At 56.9% G+C, this 18238-nt stretch carries 19 protein-coding genes and 1 riboswitch; of the genes, 9 read left to right on the top strand and 10 right to left on the bottom strand.

Annotation, left to right across the window (positions count from 1 at the left end):
* Positions 1 to 94 precede the first annotated feature (94 nt).
* Positions 95 to 1432 carry an enoyl ACP reductase FabMG family protein gene (locus HWX89_RS16795; RefSeq protein WP_138795004.1) on the top strand — a complete coding sequence of 446 codons (1338 nt, stop codon included), beginning with the start codon at positions 95 to 97 and terminating at the stop codon, positions 1430 to 1432.
* Positions 1433 to 1663: 231 nt separating this feature from the next.
* Here the strand turns inward: HWX89_RS16795 and HWX89_RS16790 are convergent, their stop codons facing one another.
* The gene (locus HWX89_RS16790) at positions 1664 to 2224 is read right to left on the bottom strand and encodes a peroxiredoxin (protein WP_138795076.1); all 561 of its coding nucleotides are present in this window, start codon (positions 2222 to 2224) and stop codon (positions 1664 to 1666) included.
* A 168-nt stretch (positions 2225 to 2392) separates the two neighbouring features.
* Positions 2393 to 3220 carry an oxidoreductase gene (locus HWX89_RS16785; protein ID WP_138795005.1) on the bottom strand — a complete coding sequence of 276 codons (828 nt, stop codon included), beginning with the start codon at positions 3218 to 3220 and terminating at the stop codon, positions 2393 to 2395.
* Between the two features lie 75 nt (positions 3221 to 3295).
* On the opposite strand from HWX89_RS16785, the gene HWX89_RS16780 reads away from it, so the two are divergent.
* Together HWX89_RS16780 and HWX89_RS16775 are read left to right on the top strand one after the other, a co-directional pair.
* Positions 3296 to 4207, top strand: coding sequence for an AraC family transcriptional regulator (locus HWX89_RS16780; protein WP_138795006.1), 912 nt, complete (start codon positions 3296 to 3298; stop codon positions 4205 to 4207).
* Between the two features lie 238 nt (positions 4208 to 4445).
* Positions 4446 to 6050, top strand: a complete 1605-nt coding sequence (locus tag HWX89_RS16775; RefSeq protein WP_138795007.1) for a hypothetical protein — start codon at positions 4446 to 4448, stop codon at positions 6048 to 6050.
* 150 nt (positions 6051 to 6200) lie between these two features.
* Here HWX89_RS16775 and HWX89_RS16770 read toward each other — a convergent pair whose 3' ends face one another.
* Positions 6201 to 7088 carry a LysR family transcriptional regulator gene (locus tag HWX89_RS16770; protein WP_138795008.1) on the bottom strand — a complete coding sequence of 296 codons (888 nt, stop codon included), beginning with the start codon at positions 7086 to 7088 and terminating at the stop codon, positions 6201 to 6203.
* 2 nt (positions 7089 to 7090) lie between these two features.
* Positions 7091 to 7927, bottom strand: a complete 837-nt coding sequence (locus HWX89_RS16765; RefSeq protein ID WP_138795009.1) for an acyl-CoA thioesterase — start codon at positions 7925 to 7927, stop codon at positions 7091 to 7093.
* A gap of 99 nt (positions 7928 to 8026) precedes the next feature.
* Positions 8027 to 8229, bottom strand: a riboswitch (cobalamin riboswitch).
* A 222-nt stretch (positions 8230 to 8451) separates the two neighbouring features.
* Here HWX89_RS16765 and HWX89_RS16760 point away from each other — a divergent pair.
* Positions 8452 to 9435 (top strand): DUF1852 domain-containing protein, encoded by a 984-nt coding sequence (locus HWX89_RS16760; RefSeq protein ID WP_138795010.1) that lies wholly within the window; start codon positions 8452 to 8454, stop codon positions 9433 to 9435.
* A 29-nt stretch (positions 9436 to 9464) separates the two neighbouring features.
* Positions 9465 to 10493 carry a methionine synthase gene (locus HWX89_RS16755; protein WP_138795011.1) on the top strand — a complete coding sequence of 343 codons (1029 nt, stop codon included), beginning with the start codon at positions 9465 to 9467 and terminating at the stop codon, positions 10491 to 10493.
* A gap of 121 nt (positions 10494 to 10614) precedes the next feature.
* Here the strand turns inward: HWX89_RS16755 and HWX89_RS16750 are convergent, their stop codons facing one another.
* The 4 genes from HWX89_RS16750 to HWX89_RS16735 form a co-directional block, all read right to left on the bottom strand.
* Positions 10615 to 10917: a MafI2 family immunity protein gene (locus HWX89_RS16750; RefSeq protein WP_138795012.1), complete on the bottom strand. Its 303-nt coding sequence runs from the start codon at positions 10915 to 10917 to the stop codon at positions 10615 to 10617.
* A 250-nt stretch (positions 10918 to 11167) separates the two neighbouring features.
* Positions 11168 to 11653, bottom strand: a complete 486-nt coding sequence (locus tag HWX89_RS16745; RefSeq protein ID WP_138795013.1) for a hypothetical protein — start codon at positions 11651 to 11653, stop codon at positions 11168 to 11170.
* Positions 11654 to 11841: 188 nt separating this feature from the next.
* A complete protein-coding gene (locus HWX89_RS16740; RefSeq protein ID WP_138795014.1) occupies positions 11842 to 12432 on the bottom strand; it encodes a TetR/AcrR family transcriptional regulator in 591 nt (196 codons plus the stop codon).
* Between the two features lie 174 nt (positions 12433 to 12606).
* The gene (locus HWX89_RS16735; protein ID WP_178340807.1) at positions 12607 to 12765 is read right to left on the bottom strand and encodes a hypothetical protein; all 159 of its coding nucleotides are present in this window, start codon (positions 12763 to 12765) and stop codon (positions 12607 to 12609) included.
* 84 nt (positions 12766 to 12849) lie between these two features.
* Between HWX89_RS16735 and HWX89_RS16730 the strand changes: the two genes are divergently transcribed.
* Together HWX89_RS16730 and HWX89_RS16725 are read left to right on the top strand one after the other, a co-directional pair.
* Entirely contained in the window at positions 12850 to 13185 is a 336-nt protein-coding gene (locus tag HWX89_RS16730) for a hypothetical protein (protein ID WP_138795015.1), read from the top strand.
* Complete coding sequence (locus tag HWX89_RS16725) at positions 13182 to 13982, top strand: DUF429 domain-containing protein (RefSeq protein WP_246705199.1); 801 nt, start codon at positions 13182 to 13184, stop codon at positions 13980 to 13982. Before HWX89_RS16730 ends, HWX89_RS16725 begins: the two co-directional genes overlap by 4 nt.
* Positions 13983 to 14043: 61 nt before the next feature.
* On the opposite strand, the gene HWX89_RS16720 is transcribed toward HWX89_RS16725, so the two are convergent.
* Positions 14044 to 14757 carry an SDR family NAD(P)-dependent oxidoreductase gene (locus tag HWX89_RS16720; protein WP_138795016.1) on the bottom strand — a complete coding sequence of 238 codons (714 nt, stop codon included), beginning with the start codon at positions 14755 to 14757 and terminating at the stop codon, positions 14044 to 14046.
* A gap of 161 nt (positions 14758 to 14918) precedes the next feature.
* Between HWX89_RS16720 and HWX89_RS16715 the strand changes: the two genes are divergently transcribed.
* Both HWX89_RS16715 and HWX89_RS16710 read left to right on the top strand, forming a co-directional pair.
* Positions 14919 to 15122 carry a CsbD family protein gene (locus HWX89_RS16715; protein ID WP_138795017.1) on the top strand — a complete coding sequence of 68 codons (204 nt, stop codon included), beginning with the start codon at positions 14919 to 14921 and terminating at the stop codon, positions 15120 to 15122.
* A 256-nt stretch (positions 15123 to 15378) separates the two neighbouring features.
* Positions 15379 to 16461 (top strand): ATP synthase F0 subunit B, encoded by a 1083-nt coding sequence (locus HWX89_RS16710; RefSeq protein ID WP_138795018.1) that lies wholly within the window; start codon positions 15379 to 15381, stop codon positions 16459 to 16461.
* A 329-nt stretch (positions 16462 to 16790) separates the two neighbouring features.
* On the opposite strand, the gene HWX89_RS16705 is transcribed toward HWX89_RS16710, so the two are convergent.
* The gene (locus HWX89_RS16705; protein WP_138795019.1) at positions 16791 to 17687 is read right to left on the bottom strand and encodes a hypothetical protein; all 897 of its coding nucleotides are present in this window, start codon (positions 17685 to 17687) and stop codon (positions 16791 to 16793) included.
* Between the last annotated feature and the right edge of the window lie 551 nt (positions 17688 to 18238).

Genomic DNA, 18238 nt, shown 5'->3' with positions numbered 1-18238 from the left:
AATATGAATTCCCAAGACGCGCGAATTTAGGCATCTCATGATCCAGAAGTCGGTTAGCCGACGCTCGAAGTCTTGAATGAAGAATGTTTGAAAAATGAAAAACTCGTCCTCTCAGCAGCAGCTTCCCAAAAACACTGTTTTCAAGAGCGGTGATATCTTCGTCCTTTTTGGCGAACTTTTCGGACGTGGTTATGCCACGGGACTGCTCGATGAAGCGCGCAAGGCGGGAATGAAGATTGTCGGCATCACGGTCGGCCGTCGCAACGAAGACAATACTCTGCGTCCGCTTGACGCGGAAGAGCTGGCAGCGGCCGAAGAGCGGCTGGGCGGCAAGATCATCAATATCCCGCTCATGGCAGGTTTTGATCTCGATGCCCCGGAAGGCGGACAAACGCCAACCGATCTTCTGGCAGACATGTCGCTTACGAGCTGGGAAGACGACAAGCTCGACTGGAGCTACATCGAGCAATGTCAGAACATTTCCGCCAAGCGTTTCACGGATGCGCTGACGCAGGTGATGGCCGAACTCGACGGGATGATCGGCAAGGGTCAGAACGTGTTTTTCGCGCACACGATGGCGGGCGGCATACCGAAAGCAAAGGTGTTCCTGGTTCTTGCTAACCGTATCTACAAGGGCACCGGGGCAAGGCACATGTCGTCTCAGGCGCTCATCGAGAGTGATCTGGGCAAGCTGATCCTGAAGAATTTCGATGCGGTGTCGGCAGATACGTTCGGCCACCTGATCGAATTCAGCTCTGCCATTCGTGAGCGTGTCGAAGCGTCTGGTTGCCAGGTCCGCTACACGGCCTACGGTTATCACGGCAGCGAAATCCTCATCGATGGCGAATATCGCTGGCAGACCTACACCAACTATACGCAGGGCTACGCAAAGATGCGGCTCGAGGGTATAGCCGAGCGGGCATGGGCGGCTGGCATCAAGGCATCCGTCTATAATTGCCCGGAAATCCGGACGAACTCTTCCGACGTGTTCACGGGTATCGAACTGCCTTTGATACCGCTTCTCCTGGCTTTGAAAAAAGAAGGCGGCGCGGAATGGGCGCGGGAACAATGGCAGGCATGCCAGGCTCTGCTGGCCGACAACGTCACCCTCGACGACGTTATGGACAAGATCAGAACCATGCAGGCCAGCGATGTGATGATCCCGTTCTACAATTTCTCGGCATGGCCGATGCCGAACAGCCAGGCTCAGGCCGATCTCACCATCGGCACGTCACACGAAATCACGCAGATGCACCGCGATGGCAAGTCACTGATCAGTGACCACCTGAGCACATTCGTGGTGGAAGCAACGGGGCAGTTGATTTTCAGATCGTCCAGCGCACCTACCGGACCGGTGCAGTGGCTCAATCACGATATCGTCGCTCGACAGCTCAACGCGACCCACGATCGGGCGCGCAGCAAGGCGGCGTGATAAGCCGCCATCTAACGAGAATCTCCAGACATGAATCAGACCCTTCGCGAACCACATCTCGAAGGGTCTTTTTTGATGGATATTACGCGACAGTCGTGTCGGCGCTCGCGTTGATACGAGCCCGGGAAAGCTGGACCCGTTCCTTGCGTCCGCCCTTTAAAAACATGCCATCGGCCGGCATAATTCCAAGGACACTGAAAGCCGGGGCTGGCAACGCTGGCATCGATCCGTTCAGGAATTTCTATTGGCTTTCAACCAGGCAATCACGGCATCCGCGTTGTTTTCTGGCGGATGAACGGGGTAGAAGACGTGCCTGATCACGCCTGTCTCGATAATCATCGTCAGCCTTTTCAGCAATGTCATGCCGCCAGCCTGAAACGTTGGCAGGCGAAGTGCTGATGCCAGACGAAGCGAATGGTCGGAGAGGAGGGGAAAGGGCAGGTGAAGCCGTTCGGCCGCTTCCCGTTGATAGTCCGTGGTCTGCGTGGAAAGGCCAAACAGATGCGTTGCTCCCAGGGCCTTCAATTCGGCGAAATGGTCCCGGAAGGCGCAGGATTGCGGTGTGCAGCCTCTCGCACCGGGAATGGCATCCCATCCATCAATCGCCTTGCCTCCGGGCGGGCTTGTCCGAGGATAGGCATAGACCACCGACAAGCCCGGTCCGCGAAGATTGACGGCCGTACCATCCGTTGCCTCCAGCACGACGTCAGGCAACTCCATGCCAGACAAATGCCTCGCTGCCCCGTCATCGTGTGGTGTCAGTAATGCCTCATCCTGATCGCGCTCAACCATCACCGCCCGTTGCCCTTCCTGTCTGTCAGTTCAGCAAAACTAGACAATTTCCATGCCGTCGCAATGTGTGAGAATTGATGCGTAGCCGGCTTTTTTTCTGGCTGGCTTTCGGCCCGAAGCGGTCGCAGCCTCGGGCCGAGATATGGCGCGGTCTGGCGCTCCGTTCCGTCAACCGTCTGTCGAACGGGTGAGCGGTTCCCAGTCGTCTATCTCCTGCAGCATCGCCTGAAGCCGCGTGCGGACCAGACCAAGGGCATCGCTGCCGAGAAGCAGTTGCGGTGGGGGGTTTTCGGAGGCGACAAGGGTCAGGACCGCATCGGCAAGTTTGTCCGGATCGCCGAGTTGCGCGCCGTGTTTGTTCTGTCGCGCCTCGCGGATCGGATCAAACAGCGCGTCATACTCCGCGATGGAGCGCTCTGTGCGGACCATGGAGCGTCCGGCCCAGTCGGTGCGGAAGGAGCCGGGGCAGAGCGCTGTTACATGCACCCCGAATGGCGCCATCTCGGCACGCATCACCTCGGATATACCCTGCAACGCAAACTTGCTGCCGCAGTAATAGGCAATACCCGGCATGGTGATTAAACCACCCATGGAGGTAACGTTGACGACGAAGCCCGAGCCCCGCTTACGGAACCGCGGCAGGAAAGCCTTGGCCACAGCGACCGCGCCGAACACGTTGACGTCGAACTGGCGTTGCATCTCGGACAGCGGGGATTCTTCCAGCACTCCCTCGTGCCCGTAACCGGCATTGTTGATCAGGACGTCGACCGGGCCGAAATCGTCCTCGGCCTGCTGGACGGTTGCCTCGATGCGGTCGAAATCGGTAACGTCGCACAATACGGCATGGGATCGGGGAAGACGCTCGCTGAGAGCGGAGCGCGCCGCCTCCGAGCGAACCGTGCCGATCACCTCATGCCCGGCCTCGAGTGCTGCCCGGGCCACGGCGAACCCGAACCCCGAATTGGCGCCAGTGATGAAGAAAGTCCTGGCAGTCATGAAAGAGCCCTCACTTTTGCTTTTCGATGAATTGACAGATAGTCTGAGCGTTCGAGGCAAAATAGTGCAGATCCTATGATAGAATTGCTCAATCCTATTGATGTTGACGATCTCACAGCGCAGGCGTCTAAGCTCGCGTCGCGCCCCGGCTACACTCCCACCGCGCTGGCAGGCATGCGCATCCTGCGCTCCGAAGCCATTCTGGAGGACGTGCCCGTGCTGTATCGCCCCGGTGCGGTCTTTGTGCTGCAAGGTGCAAAACAGGGTTTTCTGGACGGGCAGGTCTATCGCTACGATGCCGATCATTACCTCGGCGTGTCGGTGCCAGTTCCATTCCGGATGGCGTCGCAAGCCAGCCCTGAACGGCCCTTGCTGGCACTTTATGTCGAATTCGACCTGCCTCTCGCCGCAGAGATTGCCGTGATGCTGGAGGAGCGGGGAAACCCCGTGCAGGAGCAGGCCCGCAGCCTTGTTTCAAGCCCGATAACACCGAGGATGCGGGAGCTTTTGAGCAGGACCCTTCGGGTGCTCGCCGATCCGCAGGAAAGTGCAATCCTCGGGCCCGGCTTGAAGCGGGAACTGCACTATCTGGTGCTCGTCGGCCCGCAGGGAAATGCTCTACGGGCGGCCCTGCGTCAGCGGGGGACCACCGGCCGGATCGTTGAAAGTCTCGCGCGCATTCGCGCCTCGTTCTCCTCGGAACTTTCCGTGCCGGCTCTGGCCGCCGAGGCCGGAATGAGTGTTCCGTCCTACCACGCCCACTTCAAGGCCCTGACAGGCACATCGCCGGTTCGCTACCTCAAGGCGATGCGGCTGCACGAAGCGCGCCTGATGATCGCCCGCAACCATGGTCCCGTGGCCACGGTTGCAGCCGAAGTCGGCTATGCGAGCGCCGCCCATTTCAGCCGCGATTTTCGCCAGTATTTCGGGCGCAGTGCCACCGAGGAAGCCCGCTGGATGAGGGCACATCTGGGCGAAGCGACGTGACGACGGGCCCCGGAAACCCTGGTCGCTTAGGCGCAATCACCTTCTTGCCCAATCCGACCTGGCCGGTGGCTCCTTTCGGCCCATTGCGAACACATTGTCCAGCGTCGCAAGATTACCATCGCTGCCCCGCAGTCATTGAGGATAGGTGATCAAGATGCTGAGGGAGACTGCGTTGCAATTCTATGAACAAATTGTAATCGAGATAGCATGCAAAATGAAACTGGATAGTCACTAGGCAATGTTTAACATTTTTAAGAAGAAGGTCTGGCCCCCTAGCAAACGGAATCCGCCTTGGCGAAGCACTCTCTCAATCTACACGCATATCGCCACACATATTGACCCCGAAAAGCCAACAGGTTTGTCCGAAGAAGGTTACCGCCTTCCCGACGAGCAACCCCGTGATCCAAACAGGATCTCATTCGCGCCGGGAGCCATGGATGGAATAATGAGTCGCCATGGCTCTTCCAAATCGGGGGAACAAGCGGTGTTACAACTCTATGAGACGTTGAGAAGAGCAACTGAGAACGCATCTGACAGCAACATAACGGCCCTCTATTCTCACCTCAAGGATGGGCATGTGATAGGTGTTATTGACGATTTGGCCGAAAAAATTTGGCTTGAGAAGTCTTTGGATGCCGATCGACTTTATGAGATTGCCCACTGGTTCGCGACACAAGCTACCGACAGGGAGCCGGTGAAATTCTCTATAGCGTTGCTGGGCCTTCTTAGGGGACACGACGACTCCGAGATTCTCCTGACGTTGGGGCGGCATGATGAATTCACACTCTACGCCGCAGCCGCCATTGCAGGTAACGAAGGCTACAGCGATAAAGTCCTTTGGAAGCTTGCAAAGGCGGCAGAAGGATGGGGAAAAATCGGCACAGTCGAGCGATTAGCCAAGACAACCGATCCCGAAATCAAAGACTGGCTCATTCGCGAAGGCTTTAAAAACAACGTCATGTATGAGTACTTGGCCTGTATTTGTGCCAGATCCGGCGATCTACATTTAGCACTTCAGGCTGACCGTATTGACGATGACCTCTTCAACTCGGCTGTTGATATTGTTGAAACGTTGCTGGACGGGGAAGGCGGTCCTACCGAAGGATTATCCGACTATGAGCATGGTTGCGCCGCTGTTGCGGCTTTGCTGAAGCACGGAACCGACAAATTCGACTCTGCCTCGCATTACTCCTTTCTCTCGAAGCTGAAGGATCGGCTCGACGCGCATCAATCCGGGGACGAAAAGCTGGCGCAAGATTGGTCTGCCGATAAGGTGGATCTAATGTCCACAAAGCTCGCCGATCTGCTTGTTAAGGGAAAATGGCACACGATTATTCACGAGGCTCTGCAATCTGGAAACGGGCAACAGTTTTGGAGTGCGAGCAGGGATTGCCGGGAATTCGGGATCGATCCTTGGCCATACTTCTATAGACGCACTGAAGCCGGTGAAGACTATTGGTGGGATCTAATGCGTACTTCCGATGCTGACCGCATCGATCGCGTACTGGACCTTGGATTGAAGAAAATTCCGCTTGATGAAATCGCGACAGGTCCAGGAAACGAACTCGGCCTCGGTCCGGAGTACTCGTCGCACAGTGCTTTGGGTTTCATATTGCAGGATTTGGGGAAATTTCCCGGCAAGGGCTGGGCGTTTATTGCTGCAGGTTTACTCAGCCCGGTCGTGAGAAACCGCAACATGTCAATTCGAGCTTTGTCCGAGTGGGATCAGAAAGACTGGCCGCAGGAAACCGTTGCTACCCTAACTTTGCTGTGTGAAGCCGAAATTGATGATGACATCAGATTACGGCTCCAGGCGTTATTGGAGGGCACGGCTCTTCATTAAATGGCACGAACAATGATTGATAAAAGGCAATAGCGTATCTGGATTTTATGCGCTTAACGGGCTCTCACCGGACAGCCTCCTAAGTTAGCCTACTTCATACAGACTAATGTCGCCTTCCCCCCCCAAGCGCTCATTCATGCCACCAACGCGTCAAGCCGATGTCTGACGTGATGTTGCGAGAAATCCTGCGATGAAATCGACAGTGTCGTCACCGTCCCTGAAACCGAGATGAATGCTTTTGCGGATGCCGGGTTGGCCGATACTGACGGGATGGACACCGAGTGTTGCGGCTTCGCGACGCACGAGCCAGTTCGGGATGGCGCTGACGCCGCGACCTGCCGCGACGAGCTGAAGCATCATTTCCGTTGTCTCGACATTGCGGTGGTGGCGCGGGCGGGCATTGGCGGGCACGAGGAACTGCGTGAAGACATCCAGCCGCTCCGGCGGTACCGGATAGGTAAACAGCGTCTCATCCAGCAGATCGGCAGGTTCGGCGTGAGGTTTCTGCGCCAACGGGTGACCGGCCGGAACGGCGAGCACCAGTTCGTAATCGAACACCGACAGATACTGGATACCGGGTGCCTCGATCGGGTCGGGTGTGATCAGGATATCGATTTCGTAGCCTGTCAGGGCTGCCACGCCACCGAAGGCGAAGGATGTCGTGAGTTCCAGATCGACGTCCGGCCAGCCCATGAGATAGGGCTTGGTCACCCCCATCAGCCACTGATGGCAGGGATGGCATTCCATGCCGATCTTTAGTGAGCCTCGCTGGCCATGGCGATAATCCGACAGCACATTCTCAGCCCTTTCGATCTGCGGAAGAACACGCTGCGCCAGCCGGACGATGTAGCGACCGGCCTCGGTGAGACGCAGGTTGCGACCGTATTTTTCCCACATCGCCACACCGTAGCGCTCTTCAAGTTTGCGGATCGTATGGCTGAGCGCAGACTGCGAGACGTTCAGCCTTTCCGCCGCAGCCGTCAGGCTGCCCAGGCGGTCGACTTCACGAAGGATCGAAAGATGTTGCCTGTCGAGCATGATTATTCCCACCCCTTGTCAAAGAGCGCGCCCACCGCAGAAGCGCCGTCGCGGACAGGAACTGGCCGGTGGTCCCTGTCGACCGCGACCATGGTGAAATGTCCGGTCGCGGTAATGTGCTTCTCGCCCGTCATCAGGTTTTCGGACCAGAGTTTTGTCTGGATGGACATCGAACTCTTCCCCACGCGTTCGACCCGTGCCTCTGCCTCGACGATTTCACCGATCTCGATTGCTCGCGTGAAGTCGATGCGCTCGGATGACGCCAGCACCACCATCTGGCCGCAGTAGCGCGACGCTGCGACGAAAGCGGCCTTGGTCATGTAGGCGATTGCATCGCCCCCGAACATCCGGCCGACGCTGTTTGCCTGATCCGGAAAGACGATCTCGACCATGGCAACCACGTCGCTCGTCTCTGGCGGTTCCTCCGGGAGCAGGGCAGGCAAGGCGTAATGCGCGGCATGCTCGCCCTCCGGCACAGCCACCATATGGAAGACCCCGCGCGTGCAGGTGTTTCGCTCCCGGCCGACAATGGTTTCCGCCACCATTTCCACCTCGACCGTCAGGGAGCGGCGACCTGCCTTGACGGGTTTCGCGCTGAATTCGATGACGTGCCCGATGCGGGCCGGCTGCCTGAAATCAATACGCTCGCAGGAGGCGGTGACGAAGGGTGCCCGACCGAACCTCGTGGCCGCGATGAAGGCAACGCGATCCATGAGAGCAAGACCGGTTCCCCCGAAAAGGGTGCCGTGATGGTTGGTGTCTCCGGGAAAGACAATATCGATGAGGCGGGTTGTGGAGCGGTGCTGCGCACGCTTTCCTGTTTTAGAAGTCTCAGTCATCGGCCTTGCCATCAGGTTGCGGCCGGGCAGTGGCATGACGCAGAGACGACGGCAGCAGAATGCCCATCGCGAAAGCGGCACTCCGGGACACCCCGCCCGTGGACGTTATCTATCGCGGCAGGTCTCCTGGCTTGCGGGTCGTTGCTTCGGTCCGTCTTCCCGAGGCAGGCCTCAGTGACTTCGATGGACTTTCGCTCGCCGCTTACAGTTGCGGGGGCAGCTTCGGTTTCAGGCAAAACCCTCACCGAATTCCCTCTTAGCTCCGGATTTGCATCCGCAGAACCACGATGACGAACCAATGTCGCATGTCGCTGAAATGGTCAAGGCATCTGCCGCCGCGACCTCCCATCCACTCATGAAGCTGGCTCATGCTTCGATGAGATAATACCAATTTTTCCAGATCAGCGGCTCAGGCATAAGTCAGGCATGGCTCTCAACAACGGAGAGCATGACATCTGCTGACCGAGAGAACCGATAGAGCACTTCATTCAGGTTCTGTCCCGGGATGAGGACACCATAACGCCATGACCAAAGATCTCACCTTCACGATCAAGCGTCTTGCCTTTGACGAGGATTATTGCCCGTCTGAAAGCACCCGGATCACCACCAACTTTGCCAATCTGGCAAGGGGCGAGAACCGGCGGGACAATCTTCGCAACGCCTTGAGGATGATCGACAACCGTTTCAACGCCCTGGCGCACTGGGATAACCCCAGAGGCGATCGATATTCTATCGAGCTCGATATCATATCCGTCGAGATGAATGTCGGCGCTGAAGACCACGGCGACGCATTCCCGATGATCGAGATATTGAAGACGACGATCATCGATCAAAAAACCGGCGACCGCATCGAGGGTATCGTCGGAAACAATTTCTCCTCCTATGTCCGGGATTACGACTTCAGCGTGGTGCTGCCCGAGCACAACAGGGGGCGGTCCGAGTTCAGCACGCCAGACAATTTCGGTGATCTGCACGGCAAGCTTTTCAAAAGTTTCCTGAACTCGGATGCCTACAGGCAGCATTTTCAGAAGCCGCCGGTGATATGCCTGAGTGCGTCGAGCAGCAAAACATATCGTCGGACCGGAAATCAGCATCCGGTACTGGGTATCGAATACCAGCAGGATGAACTGTCTTCGACAGACCTCTATTTCCAGAAAATGGGATTGCAGGTTCGATTTTTCATGCCGCCGAACAGCGTCGCGCCTTTCGCCCTATATTTCGTCGGCGATCTCTTGGTCGATTACACCAATCTTGAACTCATCAGCACCATCAGCACGATGGAGACGTTCCAGAAGATCTATCGGCCCGAAATCTACAACGCCAACTCAGCCGCGGGGGCCTGCTACCAGCCCAGCCTGAAGAACCAGGACTATTCCCTGACGCGAATTATCTACGATCGCGAAGAACGTAGCCGGCTGGCTGTCGAACAGGGACGCTTTGCCGAGGAGCACTTCATCAAACACTACAGGGCCATTCTCGAACAATGGTCGGCCAATCACGCCCGCTGACGAACCCCATGAACATAAGGTCGCATAACATGAAAAGACTGTTGCCCACGTCAACCGCCGGCAGCCTGCCCAAACCCTCCTGGCTGGCACAACCCGAGAAACTCTGGTCGCCCTGGAAACTGCAGGATGACGAACTGATCGAGGGCAAGCGGGATGCCCTGCGTCTGTCCCTCGACGATCAGTTGCAGGCGGGGATCGATATCGTCAGCGACGGCGAGCAGACGCGCCAGCACTTTGTCACCACGTTTGTCGAACACCTCGGCGGCGTCGACTTCGAAAAACGCGAGACGGTCCGGATTCGCAATCGCTACGATGCCAGCGTTCCGACGGTCGTTGGCGCTGTGTCTCGCCCAAAACCAGTGTTCGTGGAAGACGCCAGGTTTCTGCGCCAGCAGACCACGCAGCCCATCAAATGGGCCTTGCCTGGCCCCATGACGATGATCGATACGCTCTATGATGCGCATTACAAAAGCCGCGAAAAGCTGGCCTGGGAATTCGCCACGATCCTCAATGAGGAGGCGAGGGAACTGGAAGCCGCCGGTGTCGATATCATCCAGTTCGACGAGCCCGCATTCAATGTCTTCTTTGACGAAGTGAACGATTGGGGTGTTGCCACGCTCGAAAGGGCAATCGAAGGGCTCAAGTGCGAAACGGCCGTCCACATCTGCTATGGCTACGGCATCAAGGCCAATACGGATTGGAAAAAGACCCTCGGGTCGGAGTGGCGGCAATATGAGGAATCCTTCCCCAAGCTGCAGAAATCCGGCGTCGATCTGATCTCGCTGGAGTGCCACAACTCGCACGTTCCAATCGATCTGATCGAACTCCTTCGCGGCAAAAAAGTCATGGTCGGGGCCATCGACGTGGCAAGCAACACAATCGAGACCCCGGAAGAGGTCGCCGATACGCTGCGAAAAGCCCTGCAGTTCGTTGATGCCGACAAGCTTTACCCCTGCACCAATTGCGGCATGGCTCCGCTGTCTCGTCAGATCGCAAGAGGCAAACTGAATGCCCTGGGCGCCGGGGCGGAAATCGTCCGAAGAGAACTGTCGGCCTAGCGCTGACCGCTCTACAGGGGCAAGCCCAAAACGGGGCAGGTGGCTTGAGGATGCCGGGCAATGCCTCAACCTGATTATCGTTGCGGCCTTGTCCGAACTTGGCCGTGACGACCTGACCCAGCTATGGCTCAAATCGCCTGTAAGCCCACCATCGCGTATCAACCGGAACCTTCGGTCCCTCCAACGGTGGGGAGGTGAAGACAGTCATTATTGTTTCATAACCAAAATCCGCGATGACCTCGGAGGCGACGACCTCCATGCGTTCGCGGTCATCATCGCTGAAATCGGGATCGACCAAGAATTCGAGGACAATCTCGTTGCCACTCCAGCCACACGTAACGGCGGCCAGCGTCGATGATACAGCTCCAAGCAAGGCGCGTTGCACACCAAGTCGAAGTCGTATTTCTCGATCAAGTTTGGACATGTAATCACTCCGATAGGAGTGATCTTATCGCATTACCACTGCTGACTTTGTCAACAGGACCTAGCATCCATCAACGAATGGCGGTGGCGACGGCAAAGCATTCGCATTCGACCTGCGCGAAACCGAACCTTATCCGTTGGTCACCTTTGATATGACCAAAATCAACCTGTGTGAAAGTGTTCGGTTCGTTGCACCTTAAGACCGGAGCAGGTGGCTTGAGGATGCGGCAGCCACCTGCCCATACGGCTTTTCAGCGCGGTTTGCCGGCGTAGCGGGCGAGATAGATGAACTGTGCGGCAAGGCCGAGGAGGAAGGTCGCGGCGACGGTGGCGAGGGCGATTTTCAGGATGATTGCATCGGGGCTGGCGGCGATCGGGTGGCCGTCGGGAACGCGTCTCAGCGTCTCCGAGACGGAAGGCACCATCAGCAGAAAGACCGTGAGACTCAGAAGCAGCGTTTCCACGTACTTTTGAAGGCGGCCGAGGAAGGTCAGCCTGTGAACCGTGTAGCCGCCGATCAGACACAGCAAGGTGACAAGCGCGATGGCCGGGCTGACGGGCGCCTTCGCAACGAGGAAAATGGTCAGGCTGCCGATCAGCATACAGATGAAATAGATGCGGCCGGCCAGACTGTCTGGCTTGATGCGTCCAAACCGGAAAATCATGTATGCCGCGGCAGGGATGGCCGGGAGGCTTCCCAGCGTATGCAGCCAGCCGAGTGGTGTTATTCCAAACATGTCAGTTCCTTTCGATCTGATTTCGGGTCTTGAGGAGGGGATCTCCCCGGTTCTCTCTGTTTTCTCCGCGCGGAAAGATACCGATCAGCAGGCGCCAAAGAGACAATCAACCTTCTAGTTGGTAGGCTGAGAGTGCGCGAATATTGGCGCGCGGCGCCAGCGTTCGCCTCTCTAAGGATGTCTCACGGTTATCCCTGGTGTTTCGGCCTCAGGTCTTCGAATGCGGCGGAGGTGACGACCGAGAATTTGGTCGCATCGCCATAGGCGCGTGCTGAAAGCATGGCTCCGTGAACGGTGGCCATGAACAATTCCGCCTCGACCGCTGGCGCGCGTGAAATGTGGATGACACCCTGGCTTGCGGCGCGCTCGAATGTTCGGGTCAGCCAGCCTGAAAGAAGCTGGAAATAGGCTTTGACCTCAACGGCAACCTCGGGCGGCAGGAGAGGGAGCTCGCTGGCCAGCAGGGCACAGACGCAAAAGGGCCGGCTGCCATCGTCGATGCATTTTGCCCAGTGGTCGGTATAGGTGCGCAACTGGTCCAGCGGGTGGGGCACATTCTGCTCGATCCCGGCAAAGCCGGTTTCGGCAGCGATGCGATAGCGGCTGACAAGTGTCTGAACCAGATCGACCTTGCTGGGGAAATGGTGGTGAATGCTGGCTTTGCGGATGCCGACGATATCGGCAATATCCGCGTAGCTGAAACCATTGTACCCGCCGGAAACGATGAGTTTCTGCGCGCAGGCGAGGATGTGATCGTAAGTGGAACCGACATTGCTCATGCGCGCAACCTACCTTCTGGTAGGGAGCCTGTCAATTCTGCGAAACCGGTTTTATGGGATGGAGGCCCGTGGCCTGGACGGACTTGGTTGAAGAGGTGCAGAACCGAAAATCGAGCCTAGGGCACTTTACGTTCCAAGGGTTTGCCTGACGATTCCATCAACCTCGGCGATCGTTCAGGCGAGTTCCATAACCAGTGGCGTTTTCTTTCTGAGGTTGTAACCCTCTTCGAGACCTTCCAGGGAAACGCCGATGAGAACGGTGCATCGGCTGGCCGAGACCTGCCCCCCCAGGGGCAGCCGCAGACCGGTTGCAAAAACATCCGCATCTTCCACGTGCGTGGTTGCCGCGACTCTTCTCCTCGCTTAGCTTCGTTCACGTCGTCTTCGGCAATGACTGGATAGCGAGGTCTTCTAAGCTTGAAACATGACCCTGGTGAGATCGTCGCTGACCTGCTGCGCAATGCAAACGGTATCAACCGCGCCTCCACGGAGATCATCGACGACCTGTTGTTCCGCTCGATTGTTGCGATCCGTGATCTGCGACGTCAGGCGGGCATTCCCGAAAGCGGCACCCGTCAGGATGCGATTATCCGTCTGGCCGAGGTGGCGGCCGGATCTGACCGTCAGGAAGAGGCGGCACGGCGCGATGCGCTGCTGGAGGCTGCCGACCTGATCCGCACGCTTAACGTGGTGGTCAAGAGCGGTATCAGCCTCAGGCTGACGGAAGTGGTGCCGGATGAAACGGGCAGATGATGGCAGCGCAAAAGAGGGCCGTGCTGGGCATCGATGCGGCGTGGACGGAACAGCAACCGAGTGGCGTAGCGCTGATTAGCGATGACGGTTCCGGCTGGCGGCTGGTCGAGGTCGCCGCGTCCTATGAAGGCCTGCTGCGGGAGGCCGGTTCTCAGCCCATTGCACGCCATCGCGGCTCGGTGCCGGATGCTGCGGCGCTTCTGGCTGTGGCGGAGGCGAGGGCGGGTTGCCCCGTCGATATGGTGGCCATCGACATGCCGCTTTCCCTGCAGCCCATCATCACGCGTAGACCATCCGACAACATGATTTCAACGGTTTATGGCGCAAGACACGCCAGCACGCACACGCCCAGCGCCACCCGCCCCGGCAAGATCAGCGATGCGCTGCGTGCGGGCTTTGCCGCGCTGGGTTACCCGCTGGCGACAAGCGCCGTCGAAGGCCGCGCCATCGCTGAAGTCTATCCGCATCCGGCCCTGATAGAACTTGCGGCTGCCGAGAGGCGATTGCCTTACAAGGCTTCCAAGGTCGCAAAATACTGGCCGGGCGAACCGCCGACGGTGCGGCGGCAGAAACTCATTGAAATCTGGGGGCAGATCATAAGCCTGCTGGAGAGCCGCGTGCAGGGTGTGCTGGCTGCTCTGCCATTGCCTGCGCCGGACGCGCGCGGATACGAAATGAAGGCCTTCGAGGACATGCTCGATGCGGTGATCTGCGCCTGGGTTGGCGCCGCTATTCTGGATGGCAGGGCAAGAGCCTATGGTGATGACATCTCGGCAATCTGGGTGCCAGTGCCCTAGGCTCTGGTCATCGGCCGAGGGAGTATCCGTCTTCGCCGCGGTGCGGAAAGCGGCGAGAGCCTCACCACGGAATATCCCTACCGTCATAAGCAATGAAGGAGCCTGTTTTCTCAGGTGTCAGCGCCTCCAGCGCGCCAGAGATCGACACGGCTGCTTCCGCCGCACTAACGGTGTTGTGGCCGGCGGAATAGGGGCCTGACAGGGATGTGCGCACGGTGCCCGGATGCACTGATACCAGCACCGCCTGCGGATGCGTGCGGGCAAGCTCAATCGATGCGGTGCGAACAAACTGGTTCAAGGCCGCCTTGGACGCCCGGTAGGCATACCAGCCGCCCAGCCTGTTATCGCCGATCGAGCCCACACGGGCAGAGAGAAATGCCGCAATCGAACGCTGCTGGCGATCCAGAAGCGGCAGAAAATGCTTCATCACGAGGGCAGGGCCGATGGCATTGACGCGGAACTGCATGGCTATTGTTTCAGGGTCAAGCTGCCGCAACGCCTTCTCCGGCGCCCGCCCATCCGTGGTCAGCACGCCGGTTGCACAGATCATCAGGTGAAATTTCCGTTGTGAAAGAGACGCCGCCTGTTCGGCAATGCTGTCCTCATTCAACAGATCAAACCCGCTGCCGCTTCTGGACACCCGCACTAGCGCCCCCAAACGCGGCTGCCGCTCCAAGAGATCACAAAAAGCACCACCGATCCCGCCAGTCGCACCAACAACCAGCGCATGAAAACCATCGGGCAGCGATCCGAAAACGGCATGTTCAGCGTCCATGCGCGTTTAACGCGGTGGGGGTGGAATGGTTCGGGTGTGGCCTTCGTATAAATCCAACGTCTGTCAGCAGGAACAGTGTACCAAAGCGCAAAGTCCCTTTTCAGGGAACCAACCCGCACCTGCCGCGTTTACTCGTCACAACATAAAGAGGAGACATTTCAATGGATTGGAACCGCGTCGAAGGTAACTGGAAGCAGGTGAAGGGCAAGGTCAAGGAGCAGTGGGGCAAGCTCACTGACGACGATCTTGACGTCATCAACGGTAAGCGTGAGCAGCTCGAAGGCAAGATCCAGGAGCGCTACGGTTACGCGAAGGACCAGACCAAGAAAGACATCGATGACTGGTACGGTCGTCAGGGCTGGTAAGCTCACCAAGAATACAGGCCGCCGGTCATTGATGACTGGCGGTTTCTTTTTCCGGAACGTTTGATGCCGACAGGTGTTTTCAACACGGTCACTCGACCGGACAAAACCTCAAGCGCAGGAAGCTCTAAAGCATCGATTTGATCGGCTGCGTCTTGAAAACAAGATTACCGTAGGAGGGTCTCATGAATTCAATCATTTACTTGGTTGGACTGGTCGTCGTTGTGCTGTTTATTCTCTCTCTGCTGGGGTTACGCTGATGGTAGATTCAACCTCAATTGAAACCAACCCGAACCGTAGCTATGTCGATTGGCCAGCTATCTTCGCGGGCACAGTCATCGCGTCCGGGGCGGTTGCCATTCTCACGGCTTTTGCCGGTGGATTGGGCCTGAGCTCGATTTCGGCGGATGATGGCGGTGAGATCAGCATGACATGGCTGATCATCACCGGACTGTTCGTCGTTATCTCGATGGTCGGCTCCTACATGTTGGGCGGCTACATTACCGGACGCATGAGACGTCCGGCTGGCTCGGCCGACCGGAACGAACTTACAACGCGCGATGGCATCAACGGACTGGTCGTCTGGGGTCTTGGCACTGTCGTATCGGCGTTACTGGCCGTCAGCGTGGTGTCGGGCGGTGCAAAGGCGGTCGGTAGCGTGGCTCAGACTGCCGTTGAGGCAACAGGTTCTGCCGTGGGAGGCGCAGCGCAAGGTGTTGGCCAGCTGGCCGGCGGTGTCGTATCAGGTGCTGGCAACGCTGTTGGTGGCATTGCGCAGGGTGCAGGACAGGCTGCGGCTCCCAGTATCGAACAAGCTCTTCCTCAGGGATTGAAGTCGAACCCGATCGACTACCTGACGGACACTCTGTTGCGCACCGATACACCGGCGATTGGCGGAGATCAGGGCGCTGGAGATTTTCAGCGTCAGGTGAGCGGTATTCTCAGCAACCTGCTGGCAACCGGAGAGATTTCCGACGCCGATCGCGCGTGGCTCGCAAACCAGATTGCAGCGCGGACTGGCATCAGTCCAACGGATGCTCAGACGCGCGTAAGCCAGACAGTTGAGCGTGTTCAGGCAGTCAGGACACAGGCGCAGCAAAAGGTCGACGAGGCGCAGAAGCGGATCGATGATCTCAAGGCGGAGGCGGAAAAAGCTCTGCAGGACGCCAAGACAAAAGCCGTCGACGCCGCTGAAAAGGCACGGGTTGCCGGTATCCTGACCGCTTTCCTCCTGGCTGCTTCGGCTCTCGTATCCGCCGCCGCTGCCTACATCGGTGCGGTGCATGGCGGTCGTCACAGGGACGAAGGCCGTGTCTGGGGCGGTATTGCCTACAGAAAGTAATTGCGCACCCTGGAACCGAATGGTCGCCCAGACGTTAAAGACACCATAGCAGCGCAATAGCGCCGCGGCTTTCAAAGTCGACCACGGATGTAATGGCGGCGAACAGAAGCAAGAGAAGGCTGGTGCAGAAACGCGCTGGCCTTTTTCGTTGTTCGATATACGGGTTTGCTGAGCGTATGACAAAGACCCGCATCAGTCGAAAGACCCGGCCTGTCTAAAAAGACGCTCCAAACTATTATCGCCGATTAAGCCCACACGGGCAGAAAGAAATGCCGCAATCTGGCGGTCCAGATGCGACAGAAAACGACGGGCATTATAAGTTGTATTTTCTATTTTCCGAGTTGCATGGATGGAAGTGATGCGCCAGCATTGTTTGCGATTTTTGCCACCGCGCCACCACTCTTGATTCTTCGTATGTCGCGAACAATTTCGCCTACGGTAATTGCGCACAGCTTATAAAGTTGATCAGCCGAAAGGGTATCAAGGGTGTCCCGCGGATGCATAAGAGGGTTTCGATCTAATTCTCGCATTCTATCAAGCATAGCGGCGACCTTTGGAGACGGTTTCGAAGAGGCTCTCTCATCATCGATCAGTTTTTTGGCCGCCTGGATATACATATTCCAGCTTCTCAGCCGCTTCGTATTGACGCCAAACGCAGCCAAGTAAGCATCCATAACTAGCTCCAGCCCCCTCAACGCATGAAAACCGCACGATGTCGGCAAGTCGAATGCTAAACATTTACCAGCATTATCAAACTCGGTAAGCGCCTCGGTCGGAATGTCGACATGGTACTCTTCTGGAATTATTTTTGCGCCGTTCGAAACTAAGGTCTGCGTTTTATAAATTGATATTTGGCCAACTGAATAAACATCAACACCATGGCATTCCGCCTCGAAGACCGTGCGAAATGACTCGACTTTCTTTCTTAATTGGCCCCACTCCCATGGATCTAGCTTCTTATCGAATTTCTCGGTCGAAAAACCTCCACCCGGGAAGACCTTCTCATCAATCCACCCATTTACCGCTGTCAAAAGTTCCGATGCAGCATGTTTAGAGGCAGAAAAACCGTTGTCATCGCTCAGAAAGGTATTTAGCCGAGGTGGCAATCCGGAGATCGCAAAATAGATCGAGGCAACTTCAGTCGAAGAATTTGTGCTCAACCCTGACTTTGCAGACATCACGCTCTCTGCCAACTCGAAATAATCGAGAAGGTTCACTCTTTTCATGCCAATTCCTTCCTCGATTTCGTTATCAATGTATAATTAGATCCTAAAATAGCAAAATCAAAGTTGAACACGGGAAAAAGATACAACCTGATCCACAAGAAAAGGTCGGTTCATCAATGCACCGTAAGACTTTGAAGATCGACGAAAGAAGCGCGAGGTAGCTGTTCGCGAATGTCACTAGATCATCACTACGTATGTCTGCGCAGTCCATGGACGCAATCTTTAGTGTCTTAATGGTTCGGAGAACCTATGCATTCGTGGTGCCGACTTTTCCCTTCTCTTTGACGTAACGGTCTATCGCATCCGACAACATAAATCAGTCAGCGTACCACCGTTCAATGGCACTAGGCTTATCTATTTCAGTTTCCCAAAAACGTACCACGGTTCGGCCTCGCGCTTGCGGTCGAATGTCTAGGCTTTTCTTAAAACGATATGACCGCCTTTTTTTCCGGGGGACAGCGCTGTATATAGGGCGCAGCCATCCATTGTTTTCGTGCGTGTTTCTCGTCGGCAAAGCAGTTCTGTCGGGTAACGACGGTATTGCGTCTGAT

The organism is Rhizobium sp. RM, from assembly GCF_013390595.1.
Lineage (GTDB): Bacteria > Pseudomonadota > Alphaproteobacteria > Rhizobiales > Rhizobiaceae > Agrobacterium.
Note: the sequence above shows the minus strand (reverse complement) of the source record. Positions and strands in the feature narration are given on the sequence as shown.